At 56.3% G+C, this 17876-nt stretch carries 11 protein-coding genes; 7 read left to right on the top strand and 4 right to left on the bottom strand.

Annotated elements, in window-relative coordinates:
• Complete coding sequence (gene peaB, locus U5A65_RS36165) at positions 1–1428, bottom strand: quinohemoprotein amine dehydrogenase maturation protein (protein WP_321915947.1); 1428 nt, start codon at positions 1426–1428, stop codon at positions 1–3.
• 99 nt (positions 1429–1527) lie between these two features.
• Entirely contained in the window at positions 1528–3126 is a 1599-nt protein-coding gene (peaA, locus tag U5A65_RS36160; protein ID WP_321915946.1) for a quinohemoprotein amine dehydrogenase subunit alpha, read from the bottom strand.
• 706 nt (positions 3127–3832) lie between these two features.
• Between peaA and U5A65_RS36155 the strand changes: the two genes are divergently transcribed.
• From U5A65_RS36155 to U5A65_RS36125, 7 genes are all read left to right on the top strand, one after another.
• Positions 3833–4144: a high-potential iron-sulfur protein gene (locus U5A65_RS36155; RefSeq protein ID WP_321916002.1), complete on the top strand. Its 312-nt coding sequence runs from the start codon at positions 3833–3835 to the stop codon at positions 4142–4144.
• Positions 4145–4519: 375 nt separating this feature from the next.
• Positions 4520–6250, top strand: a complete 1731-nt coding sequence (locus U5A65_RS36150; protein ID WP_321915945.1) for an ABC transporter ATP-binding protein — start codon at positions 4520–4522, stop codon at positions 6248–6250.
• Positions 6240–6947, top strand: a complete 708-nt coding sequence (locus U5A65_RS36145) for a S8 family serine peptidase (protein WP_321915944.1) — start codon at positions 6240–6242, stop codon at positions 6945–6947. Before U5A65_RS36150 ends, U5A65_RS36145 begins: the two co-directional genes overlap by 11 nt.
• On the top strand, positions 6944–8260 hold the full coding sequence (locus U5A65_RS36140) for an NAD(P)/FAD-dependent oxidoreductase (protein WP_321915943.1): 1317 nt from the start codon (positions 6944–6946) through the stop codon (positions 8258–8260). Before U5A65_RS36145 ends, U5A65_RS36140 begins: the two co-directional genes overlap by 4 nt.
• A 313-nt stretch (positions 8261–8573) precedes the next feature.
• Positions 8574–9719, top strand: a complete 1146-nt coding sequence (locus tag U5A65_RS36135) for a porin (RefSeq protein ID WP_321916001.1) — start codon at positions 8574–8576, stop codon at positions 9717–9719.
• A gap of 361 nt (positions 9720–10080) precedes the next feature.
• Positions 10081–11385 carry an OpgC domain-containing protein gene (locus U5A65_RS36130; RefSeq protein WP_321915942.1) on the top strand — a complete coding sequence of 435 codons (1305 nt, stop codon included), beginning with the start codon at positions 10081–10083 and terminating at the stop codon, positions 11383–11385.
• A gap of 256 nt (positions 11386–11641) precedes the next feature.
• Positions 11642–12790 carry a methyl-accepting chemotaxis protein gene (locus U5A65_RS36125; RefSeq protein WP_321915941.1) on the top strand — a complete coding sequence of 383 codons (1149 nt, stop codon included), beginning with the start codon at positions 11642–11644 and terminating at the stop codon, positions 12788–12790.
• 536 nt (positions 12791–13326) lie between these two features.
• Here the strand turns inward: U5A65_RS36125 and U5A65_RS36120 are convergent.
• Positions 13327–15285 carry a sigma-54-dependent Fis family transcriptional regulator gene (locus tag U5A65_RS36120; protein ID WP_321915940.1) on the bottom strand — a complete coding sequence of 653 codons (1959 nt, stop codon included), beginning with the start codon at positions 15283–15285 and terminating at the stop codon, positions 13327–13329.
• A 998-nt stretch (positions 15286–16283) separates the two neighbouring features.
• Positions 16284–17840 carry a methyl-accepting chemotaxis protein gene (locus U5A65_RS36115; protein ID WP_321890079.1) on the bottom strand — a complete coding sequence of 519 codons (1557 nt, stop codon included), beginning with the start codon at positions 17838–17840 and terminating at the stop codon, positions 16284–16286.
• Positions 17841–17876: the final 36 nt, after the last annotated feature.

The following is a 17876-nucleotide window of genomic DNA, read 5'->3' as shown; positions in this document are numbered from 1 at the left end:
TCAGTGCGCCTTCCGCGGAGTAATGTGGTTATCGATGAATGCCGGGTTGCCTGCGATGATGCGACTATAGACTTCGATGCCGAAATCGATCCAATCACGCATTAGCTCGCAGTAGTGATAGGTCGGGTGCGCTGGGTCGCCGTAGCGTGCATAGCTTTCGTGATAGCAGCCGCCCGAGCACAGGTTGCGGATCCGGCAACTATCGCAGCCTGTGCCGCTGCGGTCGAGGCGTTGCGACAGGAAGTCATTGAGTTGCTCCTGTGCGACACCATCGCGCACATTGCCGAACGTCGGCAATGTTGAGCCTGTGAAACGATGGCACAAGTTCAGATCGCCCTTGTGGTCCACTGCGAGCATCTTGAGCCCCGCGCCGCACGGAAGCGACTTCTTGTGCCCTTCGTGCAGATCCGTGATCAGTTGGTGCAAGTTCGAGAATCCGATGTTGCGGTTCTCGAGCGCCTCCGTCAGATAGCGCCGACCGAGCGCCTTCATATTCGCAAAGACGTCCGCGAGCTCGTTGGGTCCCAAATTGAACGTGTCGAGCTGACCCGAGGTGACGGGTGCAAAGCCGACTTCCGCGAAGCCGAGCTCGTTAAACAGGTGATCCCAGATCCCCTCGATATCCGTCACCCCGCTTGTTAACGTCACACGCGCGCCGACAGGGCGGCTGCGGTAGCGCTTCAGCAGCATTTCGACCTTGCGGCGCACGACGTCATACGTACCCGAACCACCAACAGTTCGGCGATTCAAATCATGGATCTTCCGCGGTCCATCAATGCTGATTGACAGACCGAAGCGATGAGAGTCGAGCCAATCAATGATCTCCTCGGTCAAAAGCGTGGCGTTGGTCGTCATTACGAAATCGACCTGCTTTCCGAGCGCTCGGAAACGAAGCTCGCAATATTCGACCACGTGCTCGATCAGCTTGCGGTTACTGAGTGGCTCGCCGCCGAAGAAAACAACTGTGTATCGCGGTTCATCCGGCGACTCTTTGAGCAACATCTCGACCGATGCCTTCGCAGTCTCGACATCCATTCGACGTCCGGCAGACGGCGTATCGAGATCCTCCTTGTAGCAGTACGTACAACTCAGATTGCAACCGGTGTTGACGTTGAGCACGACGGTATTGATCGCGGTGCGCTCGATGCGCTTGGTGGCAAACTCCGGTGTCAACGGGGAACCATCACTAACCACTTCAAGTGCCATCAGCTCGCTAAGCGTTTCGGATACGGCACCACGCGGGGATGCACCTAGCCGATCAAATAGTTCTTCAGCGGTGCAAGTATTAGCGCGCAATGAATCGATGATGGCCGCCGTGAGCTCGTCGGCAGCAAAGAGTGAGCTGCTCGGCACGTGGAACATCAGACGCTCGTCTTCGACACGTACTTCATGCACATTGCGCTCGACTACATTCAACAGCGCGCCCATGGGAATCTCCTAGCAATCTCTAAGTTTGGATCGGACCGAAGCCCTGGAGCATGCCGCCAGGGCCGCTGACGCGGCCCGACGGCAAAGAGACATCACAAATCACGGCAGCGGCGGATTGTTCCAGCGCTGAACTGAAACGATCATCTGCCCAGTGCCAGTGACAGTACGACTGCCGTCAGCGACCGATGCAATGACTTTCAGGTTGCCTGTATTGTTGTTGGACCTGCGGCGCTCAGGGTTCGGCCCAGCGTTTGCCGGTGTGAAAATGCCAGTCGCGCTCTGCATCACGCCTGCGTATTTGACGTCGTTATCGTTCTTCGCCTGGTCGTCGAACGGTGCAACTGACCATAGCGCCGGCATATAGCCGATCCGGAACGGCTTGCCGGCCGAATCCACGCCCCAAGCCTCCGCATCAAATCGCCCTTGCACCTTCGGCATTGGACCGCCGTTGCCTCCGATCCGAGCAACTGCGTAGTCGGGCAAAACTTTGACTTCTTTGATCTCACGATAAACTGCGAATCCATCGGAATGTGCCGTACCGACTGAGACCTGTCGCGGTCCCGCGACGCTATCGCTGCTGGATTTGACTCGCACTCGCAGATACTCAGGCGTGCGCTCGAGCACAGATGTAACCGTTACACCTGAGCCAAAAGCCGGAGTTCCCTCAAGATTCGGACCGACAATTGTCACCGTCGCCTCACCGCCAGCCTTCACATAAGCTGGTTGAACGGCGAGGACACGCGCGTTGCCCTGCTTTGCCGCGCTAAAATCCATGCCTCGCTCGTCGTGCTCGTCTTCATACATGCGGCCGCTCAATTCGCCATTCCCGGCCATGAGTACCTGGTGCATCGGCACGCCCGCAACATTAACGTTCGCGCGCCATTCGTAGCCAGTGTAAAGGGTAGCGGTTCCAGTACCGACTAACGGACTGCCGTCTGCAAAGCGCCCCTTCAATTCCACCTTGAAGCTATCCTTGTCGCCGCCCGTCACGGTCATCAAGCCAAATGCATCGCCTTTCCCAGGCATGTGCCCACTGAAGCTCCACGTGCCGGCAAGCGCAGTCGCCGGCGGCTGGCTTTTCTTCCAGTCGTCCCACGCTTTGCTGTCGTATGGAAAGTTCTTCGCGAGGTACGGCGCGATGTCCGTCAGCGCGATATTGAACCAGTCGCGATCGCGCCCGAGCGAAGAATATTCAATCGACGGGAATTGCCCAACGTGGAAGTTCACGAGCCGCTCCCACTCCTGTACGGGACGGCGCTGCAGCAATGGTCGTGCGGCCGAGTGACAACGCGCGCACATCTGCTTGAACTCATCCGAACCGGCGGTCTCCTGGGTGTTCAGGCGTTGCTCGGGTGCATACCGGAGATCTTTTGTTTCCGATGGCGCAAGCCCTTGCGTATCCGACAAATACTTAACGAGAATTCGCCGCTCTTCGTCGCTAATAGTTAGGCCGTGCATCGTCTGCATTCGCCCGATTGTCAGCAACCAACCCTCCGGGGTCTTGCGCTGATGGCTGATACGACTCCACGAGTCCTTTGATTCTGCGGCGTGACACGCCGCACAGGTCTGACTCAGAATCGCTCGCGCGTCGCGGGGCGGTTGCGCTTGGGCATGAGCCACACCCGCAACCAGCGCGACCGGCATGGCCGCCGCCATGATGCCCATCAACCTGCTGCGTCGAATGAACGTTTTTAACAAAGCGCTGCTCCTTTGAGAGGGGTCTTAATTCGCCGAGGATCGAGGGGAACTGGCGTGGGACCATCGCAATAAGCAGGTTCCATGCCAACTGGAGAGAGCCCCGCGCGCATTCAAAAATCGCGCTAAAACGCGGGCCTGCGCCTCAAATATTCCGGGGAAATCCCTATTCAATTTTTTGCTTGAAACCGCATCAACGCCGCATCCCTGAGAGCTGACACGGGCTCTTGTTCTCGCGTCCCATTCCCGTCCCGCGAGAATTCCCAATATGGGACTGAGGGTCGACCTTGAGCGTCAACGACATTGCCTGATAATGCGTCGGAAGGCTCGCAGGCAAAAGGATGGGAAACCTCGCAGAACTCAAAGGGACAAAAAGCCTTGAGCTGGCATGCGATGTGCTTATGTATTGACGGACCATGCGCGCTCTGCTCGTACGGTCTATACGCCGCGGGTACCCTCCTGGCTGCTCTGCCGGTGGCTTCTGCAGGCGTTTAACCGATGTGCGGGCGGCGCGTCTCGCACGCATGTCGTGCGCTTGGTCAAGCGGCGCCACTGAGAGTGGCTCAAGTGTCCGATCCTGCATCGGGTGGGGTTGGTGGTCGGGCGAAGATCGTCGGAACGGCCTATGCAATTCCCACCGATCGGACAGACAGCGCGACCTGATTCATTCATCAATACTTTGAGACTAGCAATCCCCATGAAGCATCAACTGAATCGCTCCCGACGCAGCTTTGTCATCGCAGTTGCCGGCACTGTATCGGCACTAGCCCTTGCCCGCACTGCGCAGGCAGAGGCGCCGATGCTGGATGAGAACGACCCCGCTGCAAAGGGACTGGGATATCGCATTAACGCTGCGAACGTTGAAAAAGCAAAATACCCCCGATACGAGGCCGGGCAAGACTGCGGGAACTGCAGCTTCTATCAAGGAAAGCCCACAGACCCAGCAGCTGCTTGCCCCCTCTTCGCCGTCAAGCGAGTGTCTGGGAAAGGCTGGTGCAGCGCTTACAACAAACGTGCTTGATCATCCACGCGATGTTCCAGCGCGCCAGTCGCGATACCCAATAGGTTGATTCGGCTGCAACGCCGACAACCTCCGTACCCGGCGGGAGATTCTCCCGTCGACTCCTCGGCTGGTATCGAAAAAGATACTGAGAACCGCTGCGAAGCACTTATTTCAGAGCATGTTTCACTAGATGGATATACCTTGCGCCCTGAGCAAGTCTGACAAGACCGAAAGTCAGACGTCGCGCTTCGGCCGCGTAAATACAAGAGTTCACAGATCAGGTCAACGTCTGGGCCTGAATGACTTGTTCTTTGCTCTGGTCTATTCTTACCTAAATTCCTCCCAACACTTCGAATTGCGGCAACGCTCTTCGGCGCCAACGTAGCTAGGTCCATGTTGAGTTTCATTCTGCGCTTCGTGCAAACTGACGACCGGGCACAGTTAGCACGCTCATTAGCCTGGCTTTACAGCTTCGTGCGGCCACACCGGCTCGCGATAGCGGGGTTGCTAGCGCTATCCGCGTGCGCATCACTGCTGGCCATCGCGCAGCCGTGGCTAACCAAGGAGCTCATCGACCGCGGTCTGGTGAGCAGGAATACTTCCGCGCTCATTGGCTTTTCGCTCGCAATGGTTGGAGTCGGACTCGTCGGCACGCTACTAGGCGGATTTAATCGATACGTCTATACACGGTTATCCGGTCGCGTTCTTTTCTCGTTGCGCACCGCGGTCTATGCACACCTCCAGCGCCTGTCACCATCGTTCTATGCAGAGCGGCGGATCGGCGATTTGCTATCGCGCCTCGATGGCGACGTCGCCGAGATTCAGCGTTTTGCCCTTGACGGACTGTTTTCGGCGGTCTCCAACGTAATCGGTCTCGTCGGCACACTTACACTTCTGGTTACGCTGTCCTGGAAGCTTTCGCTGGTCGCGCTAGTCCTGATCCCTCTCGAAGTTGTGTGGCTTCGTATGATGCGACGAAAGGTTGAGGCAGGTGCGCGCACAGTGCGCGAGAGCGCCGCAGATGTATCGGCGTTCCTCGTCGAGACACTCCCCGCAATGAAGTTCATTCAATCCGCGGGGCAAGAGTCTCTGGAAGTACGCCGTCTCGACGAGCTTGGCGAGCACTACTTGGGGAAGCTGCTCAAGCTTCAGGTGACCGAATTTGTCACTCAGTCGGTTCCCGCAACGCTCACCTCGATCACCCGCGCCGGCGCGTTTGTTCTTGGCGGTTATTGGGTAATTCAGGGAACTTGGCAACTAGGCTCACTAATAGCGTTTTCGAGCTATCTAGGTATGGCCATTGGTCCTGTACGGAGCCTTCTGGGTCTGTACGTTGCCCTGCAGCGAATGACGGTAAGCCTCGGACGCGTCACCGAGTTGCAACACGCGCCCGTTTCCGTACAACAGGCAATCGTGACCCGCAGTATTCCCACGCGTGGCGACGTCGAATTCAACAATGTCTGGTTCGCGCACGATGCACGAGAGGGGCCGATTCTTCAAGGTGCCACCATGCGCGTCCCGCGCGGCGCCAAAGTTGCGTTGTCCGGCGTGTCGGGAAGTGGGAAATCGACACTGATTGATCTCCTCCAACGCTTCTATGATCCCCAGCAAGGCAGCATTCATTTCGACGGGGTCGACTTACGCCTCGTCAGCATTGACGCCTTGCGACGACGCATCGCCGTTGTAAGTCAGGATATCGTCCTCTTTCGTGGAAGCCTCGCAGATAACATACGCTATGCCTTTCCGATGGCGGGACACGAAGAGATCGTGCGCGCGGCGCGTGCGGCACAGCTTGACGAACTAATCAGTTCGCTACCGGGCGGACTCTACGCGCCAGTGGGTGAACGCGGTCAGCAGCTATCCGGCGGTCAGAAGCAACGGATTGCCATAGCCCGTGCACTTTTACAGGACCCAGCGGTCCTAGTGCTCGACGAAGCAACTTCCGCTGTCGACGAAATGACGGAACGGCAAATCATCGCGCAGATCGACGTACTTTTCGGTGACCGTACTCGAATCCTCATCAGTCATCGTGCATCGACGCTCGCTGGTGCAGACCTGCATTTCGAGCTATCCAACGGTCGCATCATGAGTCGTACTTCCCGGAGTCCAAGCAATGAGTGCTAGCGCACCCGGCTTCGCGAATAATGTTAGCGTCGGAGTCGTCGATAGTGGCTGCTCCGATGCTTTGGCACCGCAGGTTGATGCTGCACTGCGCTTCTGGTTCGAAACCGAGGATAGGCTGCGCTACGGCCCCGCGGAGCGGGATCGCATTGGACACGGCACCGCCATATGTGCTGCTATCGCCGCAGCCGCACCAAACGCACGTCTGCACATCGCGCAAGTCTTTCATTCGCGCAGTGTGACAAGCGCGCCGCAGATAGCTCATGCGATCCAGTGGCTCGTGGTTCAACGCGTGCGCATCATTAACCTGAGTCTCGGTGTGCGCACAGATCGGACAGCGCTGCGCGAAGCCTGTGCCAGCGCAATCGCTCAAGGGATCATCATATTTGCAGCCAGTCCGGCGAGAGGAAATCCCGTGTTTCCAGCCAGCTACCCCGAGGTCATAAGAGTCACCGGTGATGCGCGCTGCTCGCCATGTCAGTGGTCGTCGCTCGACAGCGAGCAGGCAGACTTCGGTGCAATCGTCTCGATCGAGGCGGCTGGATCGCCCGCCGGCGCCAGCATAGCGTGTGCTGCTCTTAGCGGACACGCCGCGCGGTGGCTCGGACAACATCGAGATGCGGATCGCGCCGATCTGCTCGCCTATCTCCGCGCGAATGCCTCGTTCATCGGCAGGGAGCGGAGAGCACTCTCATCATGACCGTACCGCGTATTGTCGTGCTCGGCGCCGGCCCGGCAGGGGCTACAGTCGCCATTGGACTAGCCCAGCTAGGCTACAGCGTGGCGGTCGTAGGAGAAAGACGTCGCTTCGATGCCGTTGAGGGCGTATCCGCTCGCGTGCTGCAAGGACTGCAACACGCCGGTCTTCGACGAGCGGCGGCATGTGCGCTACCGCCGTGTGGTCGCACGACATGCTGGAACGGCGAAGAGCGCGAACTGAATCACGAATATTTGATTGACCGACGCCGCTTTGACGATGCGTTGCGCGATGATATGACAGCGGCCGGAATCGAGATTCATGAGGCAACAGTCCGCGAAGTGCGTCAAGTCGGGGAGAGATATTCCATCTGCATCAACACACCGGCGGGTATCGAAACACTTGATGCAACATTTTTGGTGGAAGCACGCGGCCGTCGTGCACCAATTTCTCGAAACGCTTCGCGCGGCCCGCAATCACTAAGTCTGTTGAACATCTGGCAAGGCCGGCCTGGGAATCCGGCATCGGCAATTGAAAGCCTCCCGGATGGTTGGGCGTGGATGGCCAAACTACCGGACGGCCGCTGTTACTGGCAAGTCACCCTCGACATCGCGAGCACAACGCTCCCGGCGCGAGACGCGCTGGCAGCTTGGTGCACCTCCATGCGGGAGACCGATCTTGCCCGAAGATTTTTTGACAGACACGACAGCGAAGTGCGCGTATACGCCAGAAGTAGCAGCGCTGTCTTGAGCGACGAAACCGGCGGGGAAACATGGTTACGTGTCGGCGACGCGGCGATGGCTGTGGACCCTCTCTCTGGAAACGGCATCTTCCAATCGCTGTCGTCCGCCCTACAGGCGCCAGCCGTCATCAATACGCTGCTCGCTCATCCCGATCGCGCGGCACTCGCATTGCGGTTTCATCAGCGCCGTATTGCTGAGTTGTTCGGACGATTCGCACGAGTTGGACGAGATTTTTATGCGCTCGAGCAGCAGTGGCCAGACCGACAATTCTGGCGCACACGAAGCGTGTGGCCCGATAACCAGCCCGCTCACCATCCGCGTGACTTCAGCAAGCTAAAGATACAAAAGGCGCCGGTACTAGACGGCCACTTGATATCCGAAGCGGAAGTAGTCACCTGCCCCGACCAGCCTCTTGGCATTTGGCATCTGCATGGTGTTCCGCTTGCACCAATTGTCAATGCTCTTCGCTATAAAAGCGCTCATCAGGTCCTCTCGACACTCCCGTCGGAGGATGCTGTGCGAGTTCAGCAATGGCTCGAAAGTCAGGGATACCCTTCCAGCGGTCTAGCTTAGTTCTGCTATTTCTCGTCATCAATTGAGCGGATCTTAGTTTCGGTTCACTAGCCTCGCGCTAGCGGGCAGTCCAAACACCTCGCAGTCCTCGTCCCAAAGTGGGATTCCTGTCGCGATATGGGACGGGAATCACGCGCACTTATCCCACCTCCTGTGATTTCCGCACTCAAGGAACGACCGGCAGACGGCCTCCTTGGCTATGTCCGACGGTTCTCGGCACGTATGGCACGACATCTGCTTAGTACTAGACGCATCTCGAAGATGCCAGAGATGGTCCAACGGCCCCTGACTGCAACGCACCTCAACAATGACTATGATTAAGAGACATAAACCCCACGTCCTCTCCGCAGCACTCCTGATGTTCTCCATGCATGCACATGCGCAAAGTTCAGTCACCTTGTTCGGGATCCTCGACGAAGGCATCAACTACACGAACAATGTCGGCGGACATTCAGCGTGGCAAGTTGCCGGTGGCCTGTTGTCGACAACGCGTTGGGGCATCAAGGGCACCGAAGATCTGGGCGGTGGGCTGCACGCAGTCTTCGACCTCGAAAGTGGTTTTGCACTGGAAAACGGTCAGCTCCTGTACGGCGGCCGTCTGTTTGGCTTTCAGTCCTCCGTTGGCCTGCAATCTGACAGTCTCGGCACCCTGACTGCGGGCCGTCAGTTTGACACTGTTGCCGATACGATTGGGCCATTGACTGCCAATGGCAGCTGGGCTGGATTTCTGTTCTCGCATCCGCTGGACAACGACAACACGGACGCCACGTTCCATGTCAGCAACTCTGTCAAATACATAAGCCCGTCTTACGCTGGTCTCTCAGCAACTGCCATGTATGGGTTTGGGAATATGGCAGGCGCGTTCGCCCGAAACCGCATGTACGGCGTCGGGCTGAACTATTCGTACCAGTCACTTTCCGTTGCTGCTGTCTACGAAGACCTCTCCAGCCCAGGATCGACGCCTGGAGGCGCCATAGCTACCGATGATATTGGCTTCTCCGCAGCGAACCAAAAGATCTATGGTATCGGCGTGAACTACGGCATCGGGCAGGTCACGCTCGGTTCAGTTTATACACATGTCAATGTGGGCCAACCCGACTCATCAATATATGTTGGCAATCTTGGACTAGATAACGCACATCTCACGTTCGACAATATCGAAGTAAACGCAAGATACAGTCTCACACCGGCGTTCATCCTTGGCGGTATGTACACCTACACTCGTGGCGGATTGAGTCAGGGCGGTGCCAAGCAGACCCTTCATTGGAACCAGGTCGGCGCATTGGCTCAGTACTTACTTTCGAAGCGAACGTCGGTCTACAGCCAAGTCGTCTATCAAAATGTTTCGGGCGGCACAACCGGTACACCGCTAGACGTAGCATACATCCCTGGTTTGTCCGGTCCCTCGTCCAACGGGCATCAGGTTGTCGCTCGAATTGGCATAAATCACTCGTTCTAAGGCACCGAGTACGACGCGTCTTATGGAGACGACGGCGGCCGGAGGAGCACTTCTGGCCGTTCCACGGATGGAACGATAGTCTCACGACTAAGACAAGACGCTCGCCGGTCAATCAAAGCCAGAACCAGCACAGAGAGCGCTCACCGTTCCTGTTATGCCACAAGTCGCCCGCAGGTGAGAACGCCGGCCTACGACAGCGCCACAGTGAGCTTCGACCCTCCTATGAAACGTCTCGTTGTCGCCCTGGCTGTCTTGGCAATCACTGCATACCTGACCGAGCGGTTTCCGATCGTGACACCGGTTTTCTCGTCAGGCCTCTCTAACACGAAGCTCGAAGAACCGGACGAGTAAGTGCACCAATGTGATCGAGACACAGGTTCCATCCAGGCAACCCGACCTTGAAGGGCGGGTGTCCTGCGGAATTCAGGATGCGTTGGCCCATGTCGATGGGCTCACCTTTCACCGTTGCTGCGGCAAGAAATTAGCCCGCATCTCGAGCGACAGCACCTCCTCAAAAAAAGGTGAGGGCATGGGTTCGTCCACGGAACGTTCTGTCGAGGTAGATTTTTTTAGAGGTGTCGCTTTACTCGTTATTGCCCTCGATCACAACACGAGCGGCGTCCTTCGACATGTCACGTTGCATACCTACGCGTATTGCGACGCAGCTGAGGTTTTCGTCTTTCTGGGTGGTTATGCCTCGGCGGCTGCATACGTCGGTGTTGCCACACGCCGAGGCAAACTTGTTGCGCGTCGACGCTTCCTAAAGCGCGCCTGCGACATCTACCGCGCCTACCTGATCACGGCAGCACTGATGCTCGCTTGCAGCGCGGCTCTGAGATTCGTCAATGTGCCGTTAGCCGCAATCCATCAGACGTGGCCGATGTTTGCCGCACATCCGGTACGGACGTTGCTCGACTTCGCACTTTTTCGTCAGCAACCTTTCCTGTCTGCCGTGCTTCCAATGTACGTGCTGTTCGCGTTCGGCGTACCGTTCACAGTACCATTATTCCGGCGGTCACCCTCAGTTGCTCTTTTTGCCAGCCTCGCAGTTTGGCTCGCCGCCCCGTGGCTCGGTACCGGATTGCCCAGCTCGACCGGCGAAGGTTGGCCGTTCAATCCCTTCGCGTGGCAACTAATGTTCACTTTAGGCAAACTGTCCCGCCTACACCCCGTTTCTCAGGAATTCCACGCATCGTTTCGGGGCAGACAAGTGACGAAGATCGCGATTGGCGTTGCGCTAGTCATCGCGTTTATCAAGCTGTGCATAGATGCGCACGCTTCTCCCGGGTACATGAAGCAGAATCTCGCGAGCGTGCGGATTGTGAGCTTTCTGTCGATCGCGTGGCTCTGCGCGCAAGCGGTGCGACTCGGATGGATTCGCCTGCTCGCGGAAAGACTATGGCCTGTCGTTATAGTGGGGCGTCAGGGCCTAGCTTGTTTTGTCGGTGGCACCATTGTCTCAATATTTGCAGACGTCGGTCTTCAACTCGTCACTCGAACATTGCACTTGGCGACGGATTGGCCGATTCGGCTCGCTGGTGACTGCATAGAGATCGCGGCGCTGTTATTAATCGGTACCGTCGCGACTCGCATCGAACGATCTCGTGAATATCACTCCATCAAACAAAATGTCTTGGGTTTCATACATGCATCCGACGAACGATAGAAATCTGCGCTGCAGACATCGATTGAATCCGCGGACAAACCAATTATCGATGAAACCCTCGAAGCGAACAAAGTCTAGCGCTCACCACTACATATAGGATGGCAGTCGCGCACGTGGAACGTGCGCGAGACTATTTATCAGTGATCGCTAGCGAGCCGACATGAAATATTATTAATTGCGATCGCACCTAATCGAAACTACTTTTTTCACCCGCTATAAGTCTGTTAGTTCACGAGATAATAATGAGAGAGCACTGATGAAAAAGAAAATTGTGACAATCAAATTCAAACTGCTTCTTACGTTCGGCCTCTTGGCAGCGATACTAGCAATTTGTGCGGTTCTCGCGGCACTGGCGGCTCAGAAGCTTGATGCCGGCTCACAGTCGCCCCCCCAACTTTGGCTGGGCATTATAATCGCGGTCGCATCGACAGGAGCAGTGATTGCGGTGTACTTCTCGGTTCATCTCCATCGCGTGGTCTGCGGTGGCCTGCTACGCATGGCTCATAAATTTGAGGAAGTCGCGACAACGCTGGATTTGTCCAGACGTTCAGCTAGTCCACGAGCCGACGAATTCGGTCGCGCAGCGATTGCCTTCGACAAGCTAATGCGGCGGGTTGAAGAGGCGATGGCCGTTGTTCATGTCTCGTCGAATTCCGTATCTACGGCCGCTAAAGAAATAGCCTTCGGTAATCTCGATCTATCCGCACGTACTGAGCAACAAGCTGCTTCACTACAGGAAACTGCCGCGAGCATGCTTCAATTGACAGAGACGGTAAAACGTAACACAGACAGCGCACGAACAGCAAATGGCCTTGCATCAGACGCGCACGTCATGGCCGACGCGGCTGGTCAGGTTGTTAGAGTCATGCTGGACGCAATCGAACGTATCGATAGCACTTCAAAGAAGGTATCCGAAATCACGAGTGTTATCGAATCGATTGCATTTCAGACGAATATTCTTGCACTCAACGCGGCAGTGGAAGCAGCTCGCGCGGGCGAACAAGGCAGAGGATTTTCGGTTGTAGCAGCAGAAGTGCGCGTACTCGCCCAGCGGAGTACGCTGGCAGCAAGGGAGATCAACGAAGTGATCGCGTCCTCGGTCTCAACGGTCCATGAGAGTACGCGACACGCGCTGGAAGTAAGTTCGGCAATGGATAAGATGCAGTCGAATGCACGGCGTGTTGCAGGGATTGTTGATGAGATCGCCGTTGCCTCAGAAGAGCAAAGCCGTGGAATCGAGCAAATAAACACGGCGGTAGTTCAGATGGATCAAGTTACGCAGCAGAATGCAGCGCTGGTAGAGCAAGCAGCTACTGCTGCGCATTCTCTTGAGACGCATGCGATGAAATTGCAGGAAGCCGTTTCGGCGTTTACGCTGGCCGATACGGCGGTAGGCGACCACTGAAGTCACTTCATTGCTCGGTCGCCAATGTGCTCGCAACGACCAAGAATTGACTCCAACCGATTGGCCGTGGAACGTTCGATCTTCGGATTGCTCGATAAGTCAGGAAACCCGAACTCGCTTTCGTGGCCACCGAAGTTTCATAGCGAGACTATCGCTACGATGTCGAGAAAGATTTTTGTAAGCCCCTTGCGATCTTGGTGGGGGCAGCCAGTCGAATGATGGCTTATTTTTCTCTTTTCATTGCAGCCAAGTTCAGCCATGACTTTGCAGATACACACTTCAACGTGGAGGCGCATTCGCTCCTCGCAGCGCCCCACAATGCGCCGATGCAGAAGTCTGCCACGTCACCCACGCGTCAAAGCAGTCATGCCTCCGGAACTCCAGAATTGATCAGAAGCCACCATGATTCGACTATCGTTCTTCCATCTCACCAACCGCTCTGCGCCTTTCCCGATTCATACGAAGCCTCGGTTGCCGAGGATACTTTCTCCGCCTCAACATACGGTGATAGCGTGGACCGGTCACGCCATCCGCGGTCACTCATCCAACTCTTTGATCCGCCGATAAAGCGTAGATCGCCCAATTCCCAGCATCTTCGCAGCCTCGCCCACGTTTCCGTTGTGCTTTTCGAGCGCATTGCGAATCAACTGGGCTTCCTGCTCGCGAATCAAGCCAACAGGCCGAGCTGAATTCACACAGGTATCAGCGCCAACAAACCCAGCGCACATATGGTCCAACCCTAGCTCGGTCTCGCCATCACCCCGAACAGCCAATGCCGTGCGTAACACCATTTCGAGTTGGCGTATATTTCCCGGCCATGGATGTCGGCGAAAAACGTCCGCCAGCTCCTTGCTGATGCGCACCTCAGGGGCTCCAAGCTTCTTCAGAATCGTCACGACAAGCAGATCGATATCCGGCCTCTCACGCAACGCCGGAAGATTTATCGAGAAGCCTTTGATTCGGTAGTAGAGATCTTCCCGAAACGTCTTGTCGCGTATCAGTACACTCAGGTCGCGATGGGTCGCACAAATCACAGCCACGTCGATATCGTGTTCACTGCCAGCACCCAAGGGAGCGACTTTGCGCTCCTGCAGGACACGCAGAAGGCGCGCTTGCAAAGGGGCCGGCATATCTCCGATTTCATCCAGGAAGAGAGTACCGCCGTGCGCTTGCATCACGCGCCCAACGACTCCCCCTTTTCGAGCGCCGGTGAAAGCGCCCTCGCGATAGCCGAACAGTTCAGACTCGATCAATCCCTCGGGAATGGCTGCACAGTTCACTGCAATGAATGGCTTCCCGGAACGCGCGCTGGCATCGTGAAGGCCCTTCGCGATCACCTCCTTACCCGTGCCCGTCTCTCCTTGGAGCAAGACTGGCACGCCCTTGTTCAAACCCTGGCATGCCTGCTGCAATGCACGCAACAACTGGCGGTCTCCGCAGGCAAGTGCGCCCAAAGGGGAATGAGAATCGGCTACCGCCTCCGTTGCCTGTGCGGCACTGAGAATATTTCCCCCCACCGGATTCCGCGGCAACGCGAGAACCTTAAACCGGTATTCCTGCTGCAGGCCGGCGACCTTGAGTCCGTGAGCTTGTTCAAGAACAGTCATAAACGGCGCGCCACGCATTTGCAGCACATTACCGCACTGGAGGCCAACAACTTGCTCTCTCGTGAGATTCAACAGTTCACACGCCTGGAAACTTGCGCCAGCGACTATGCCTTCGTCCGTAATGGCCAGTAGCCCGGCCCAAATTGAATCAATATATTGTTCGTATGAATGTATGGCAACAAGAACATGCTCGGGAAACGTGGCAGCGAACAAGCGGCGTTCAATATGTCGCGCCACAGTATTCATCAGCATGAACATAGTGTCTTGTAGCGGCAGAGGTCCGTCGCGAGTGACGTCAAGCACTCCCAGAATCTTGCCGTACGGATCCGCAATGGGCATCGATCTGCAGGAAACACGGTTCAAACTGTCAAGGAAGTGCTCACCACTATTTACGAGTACAGACCGGCCTTCGACGAGCGCCATACCAAGAGCGTTGGTTCCACGCACGGACTCGCTCCAACATGCACCAGGGCGTATGTCCCGAATTCCAATGTGATCTTTGAACGGCGTTACATGACCGTCAATCTTCAGGATAGCCGCGTCGGCATCAGTCAAGATCACGATCTCTTGAGACGAGCAACGTTCAGCTAGAAATCGAAGTTCCGGAGTCGCCGCATCAAGTAACGCGCTGTTCACCTCGCGCATCTCTTCCTGGCTCTTTGCGTCCGGGAGGTTCAATAACGAACGGTCGTACCAACGGACACCTTGGTCGATGCTTCGACGCCAAGACGCTTCGATATCTTCCCGCAATACGCCCTCCGGCAACACCCCGTCCGAGCGCAACTGATCCCGCACCAAATTCGCAATTTGCAACTGGTACGCGACTGATGCCTCGACATGAGTGGTGCCGTGAACTCCTACCACGGCTCTAAGGAGCTGAGCAGCCAATTGAAATCCCACTATCGCTTATTGAACGAAATCTGTCATGATCGCCAGAGCCACACAACTAGGGCAACCCCCCCTTCAGCCTCAAGGACAAGCTTGCCGAATTCTTCTTAGTGACACGAACTTGTTCAATAATTCGGTGACTTCGGTTCACACCCGCGATGGCTCTTTAGAGAGCCGCCCTTCAACACAAACCTCACGGCCTACAAGGCAGTTCCCTGAACTCGACGTGCCCGCGAGACGACGCGCGGCCCTACGCCACCGTAGTGCCGCTTGAAGCACGCAAGCCTCTCCCCACTGCCCCCCAGAAAGCAAATATCGCCCGAAGGACTCCCCGGCAGGCTAGGTTGAAATTCCGTACCAAATGTTCCATAATAGCACACACGGCGTAGTGCCGCCGCAATTGAAGCAAGGGTAGTCAGTGACACAATCGCCGCAGCGAAAGCGAGTGCGATCATCTACAGCCAGATGCTTACGTGTTGTCTGACCTGCATTGCCGAGACCTACGCATACCTCGTGCGTGTGTTGTCCGAATTGCCACAACGCGCGCACCGGATGGCAATGTCACCGACTTGCTGCACCACTATTTCAGCAGGCACTCCAGGGCGTCATGCAACCCCGTATGAATTAGCGTATGTCGCGCCTACCGGACGCACATCTCGGCACGTTCGCGTAAGCGTCTTCGGTCGACTACAGTCGATCGCGACGTTGTGTGTTGCCCGGCAGCGCTCCCATATGCCCCGCTCCACAGCGTTTGGACTGACGGAAATGCGGCCACTCAAGCGCGTAGAACTGGTTCGCTTGTCAGGTGTTTGATCGCCGTGTTTAACCGACGTGCCTGCGCTTAACGATATCTGCGTCGCGTGGGTGTAGTCCCCACCTCAGTTATCAGGGCGTTGCTCGACCAGAATGCAAGGTGTCACTTCTTCTCCTTGTCGTGTCCCATCCGTAGTGCGAGCGGTGCCTCCATGCAGGAATAACCGAGGGATGCACAAAAGCGCTCAAAGCTCTGACAAACGGAAGAATCCAACCGCATCCAGGAGCGAGCGAGCCTGTGACGCGAGCGCATGCGTCGCGGCCGCCGATTGTTCAACCAATGCGGCATTCTGTTGCGTAACGTGGTCCATCTGGGAGACCGCCTGACTCATTTCCTGGATTCCGGTCAGTTGCTCAGCAGATGCAATCGAGATCTCCTCCGTGATCGTCGCGACGTCTCCAACCGACAGTACAATACTGCTTATGATCTGACCGGCATCTTCGACCAGCTTCGCCCCTTCTCTGACACGCGCGGAGGACTCTGAAATCAGCGCTTTGATTTCTCTCGCTGAACTCGCACTGCGTTGAGCCAAGGCGCGCACCTCTCCTGCCACCACTGCAAATCCTCTACCCTGTTCTCCGGCCCGCGCAGCCTCTACTGCAGCATTGAGGGCAAGGATATTCGTCTGGAACGCAATTCCCTCGATAACTTCAACGATGCTCTCGACAGTCTGCGAACTGCTAGAAATCCCACGCATTGTCGACGTCACTCGCTCGACGGCATCTCCTCCGCGTCTGGCCTCCTCCGCAGCTTTACGCGCGAGACTATTCGCACGTTCTGCACTATCTGAATTGCGGCCTACGGTGGCGGTGAACTCCTCCATTGCCCCAGCGGTCTGCTCCAGAGACGCAGCCTGCTCCTCTGTACGAGATGACAAGTCTGTATTTCCAGAGGCCAGCTGTGTTGCGGCCGTAGCGATGGCGTTCGTACCCACACGCACCTGTGCCACTATGCCCCCCAAACTCCTGCTCATGCCATCAAGCGAGCGAAGAAGTTGCCCAGTCTCGTCGAGCGATTGAGCGGTAACGTGCAAAGACAAATCACCCGATGCAACCGTGCTCGCCACGTCCACAGCCTGGATGATTGGGCGAGTGATTGTTCGTGTTAGCAGGAGTGAAAAGGCAGCTCCAAACACCAATGTAATTGCGCCGAGTGCCAACATGAAGTGAAGGGAGGAACGAATTTTGTCGACAACGGTCGCACTTCGAACATCTGCGTGTGCTTTTTCCAGTGCAACAAGCTGGTCAGTTGTCTCACTCAACGCGGTCAAGGCAGGGATTGTTCTATCCGTCGTAATTTTGACTGCGGCATCCTGATTATGCTGTTCAAGTGCGATGCTAACGCTCGAGAGCGCCGACATTAGTGTATCGCGACGCTCACGCAGAGTGGCAAGCAGTTCTCTTGCCCGATCAGATGTGTCAGATCTTTGAATCGTGTCGAGGAAAGTCGCGTTCTCCTTCTGATTCGTGTGAATCTTGTCCAGAAGAGCATTCACCGATGCATCGTCTCGGGCCAGAATTAGTTGCAGCGAGTATCGCGCGTTCATTTGCGTTCGCTTGTCTATAGCATGCGCCGCAGTTGCGCTGCGAAAGTCACTGTCAACCAGCAACTGCGTATCTCGGTCAATGCTGACGAGCTTGTACGCACCGACAACAACAATGACAACCAAAAGAAAGAGAACGACGAAAAAGCCAGCTCCGAGACGGGCTCCGATTCTCATATTGTTGATGATCGTTCTCAATGGCTTGCCTTTAATCGATTTTTATAGATGTCGTAA

It is taken from the genome of Paraburkholderia sp. J10-1, assembly GCF_905220165.1.
Taxonomy (GTDB): Bacteria; Pseudomonadota; Gammaproteobacteria; order Burkholderiales; family Burkholderiaceae; genus Paraburkholderia.
The sequence above is the reverse complement of the archived record's forward strand: the minus strand, read 5'-3'. Positions and strand labels throughout refer to the sequence as shown.